The sequence below is a fragment of the Neisseria sp. HMSC066H01 genome (assembly GCF_001837375.1).
In the GTDB taxonomy this organism is placed as follows: domain Bacteria; phylum Pseudomonadota; class Gammaproteobacteria; order Burkholderiales; family Neisseriaceae; genus Neisseria.
On the sequence record NZ_KV832182.1, the window covers coordinates 1 to 289 of the forward strand.

Consider the following 289-nt stretch of genomic DNA (forward strand, 5'->3'; position numbering starts at 1 on the left):
ATTAAAAGCCAAAGGAAAGCCCATAAAACTCATACTGATAGCAATCATGCGTAAACTTGCCGTGATAGCTTTCAACTTATTAAAAAACGGTCAAGATTTTGAGCCGGAAAGATATAAATGAAAAATTAAACCGGGCTTTCGCCGGCTATTTTTAATTTACTGAAAAATAAATAAAAAAATTAAACGCAAAATCATTTAATATCAAACAAAACACCCTGAACAAATCAGGGTGCGTATTGTTTCAACTTTAAGAAATGTAAAGTTATTTGACTATTCAATACACTATCTT

General features: G+C 30.4%; 1 pseudogene. It reads left to right on the top strand.

The window, feature by feature from the left end:
• Positions 1–121: pseudogene (locus HMPREF2551_RS10460) on the top strand (IS110 family transposase); the annotation flags it as partial.
• Positions 122–289: the final 168 nt, after the last annotated feature.